General features: G+C 35.0%; 2 protein-coding genes and 1 pseudogene. All 3 read right to left on the bottom strand.

The genetic code is table 11. The annotated features are described in order from the left end of the window. Window positions 1-450, bottom strand: a 450-nt coding sequence (locus WBM49_RS03810; protein WP_424370738.1) for a hypothetical protein, incomplete at its 3' end; no start/stop codon positions are given. A 112-nt stretch (window positions 451-562) separates the two neighbouring features. After that, entirely contained in the window at window positions 563-1,402 is an 840-nt protein-coding gene (locus tag WBM49_RS03805; protein ID WP_424370737.1) for a helix-turn-helix domain-containing protein, read from the bottom strand. Window positions 1,403-1,473: 71 nt separating this feature from the next. Next, window positions 1,474-1,663 (bottom strand): annotated as a pseudogene (locus WBM49_RS03800) (uracil-DNA glycosylase family protein); the annotation flags it as partial.

Here is a 1,663-nt window from a genome sequence, read left to right as displayed (position 1 = left end):
TTCTTTATTCCATACAAACCCCATGACAGGCCCGAAATGAAACCAATTTGCTGGCCTTATATTGATTTCCATTTCTGTATATGCGCCCAGCAGAAAGTCCCTTGAGTCTGTTGGTAAGCCGAAATTTGGCCCGACATTGATAGTCATCCACCGGGCAGGATTCATACTACCAATTACTGCAAAGTCATTCAGGATTTCTTCTTCATCATATTTAGCCGTATAGGCCATCCCAGCGCCCCATGTATGATTTATCCAATAGGTGAAATGGATTTCTGTTCCAATAATTCCTTCCTCATGTTCAAAAGAATAGGAGTATATACCTGAGGAAATTAATTCATATACCCCATTATTTTTTTGATTAGTGTTTATTGAATTATTGTTATGCTGAGCAACCGATGATAATGGAAAGCAGAAATGGATTAATAAAATGTAATTGAAATATTTTTTCATAAGGATAAACCACTGCCTAATATTCTAATGCTTGCTCAAGAGCAAAGGTAGCTGTGGCTGCCAGAAATATAATTGGGGTTTTTGCCCTGAAGTTTGTAAATACTTCCCGCGGTTAATTTTGATAATGTTCCGCTCTGAAGTTTGTAGGTGAGGATTGCGACCTGTTTTTAAAAAAATGAGAAAAGGCTGAAGTATCTTCGAAACCCAGTTTAGAGGCAATTTCTTTGATGGAAAATTGAGTGTACAATAAATACCGTTTGGCTTCCACGAAAATTCTGTCGAGAATCATTTCCCTGGGGCTTGGTAAGCCTAAAGAACTGAATCTATTGGACAATGTTTTTGGCGACTTATGTAATAATTTGGCATAATCACTGACCTTGTGATAGTCTTTATAATGCATTTCAAGCAATATTCTAAATTTGCGAACAAGCTCCAGTTTGGTTTTATTTTCGCCAACATAATTACTTTGACTTTTCATTATTCTTGTTGCATTAATGAGCCACCTTTTAAGTAATGCTCTCAGCATTTCTTCTTGTATAGTATCTGCAATTTCAAATTCCTCCTTCAAAACACCAAGAAGCCTATTAAAACCCTCCGTTTGTTTATTGTCCAAATTGATAATTGGAACTCCTTGAGACCCAAAGAATAAAATGCCATTGCATGAAACTTCGTGGTCATTTTCCTTGATACAATAAAAGTCCCTGTTAAACATCACAATATTTACCTGGCTATGATTTTCTAAAAGTTTAACATGATGAATTGGTGTCAAAAAAATCATTTGCTGCTTATTGAATCCCACAACTTCGTTGTCTACTAACAAATCAACCATGCCATCTGTCACCCACATCAATGTATAAAAATTAATCTTTACACTTTTTTTTGCAGAAAAAGCTTCTTCTACATTAGTACAAAAAATGAAATCAGAAAATACCTTTTTAAATTGTTTATCCATTTTCTTTTGGGTTAGTGCCTATGGTTGATTTGTACGTTCTAAGCCAATTTACAGGATATTTCCGCATGATATTAATGTGAAACGCTTTTTATCGTATCCTGTAAAAAAGGTATAACATCTGACTCGAACCAAGGGTTTTTCCTAAGCCAGATATTGTTTCTGGGAGAAGGATGAGGAAGGGGCAAATAATTGGGTAAATATTCTTGATAGTTTCTTACCGTTTCGGTCAAGTTCTTTTTTCTTTTTTCTTTTAGATAATAT

The organism is Muriicola sp. (assembly GCF_049669965.1).
Classification (GTDB): Bacteria; Bacteroidota; Bacteroidia; order Flavobacteriales; family Flavobacteriaceae; genus Muriicola.
This window is presented reverse-complemented; position numbering and strand designations above follow the sequence as displayed.

Coding starts and splice junctions, on each gene's coding strand:
- WBM49_RS03805 (WP_424370737.1), bottom strand. CDS start 1,402: ATGGATAAACAATTTAAAAAGGTATTTTCTGATTTCATTTTTTGTACT.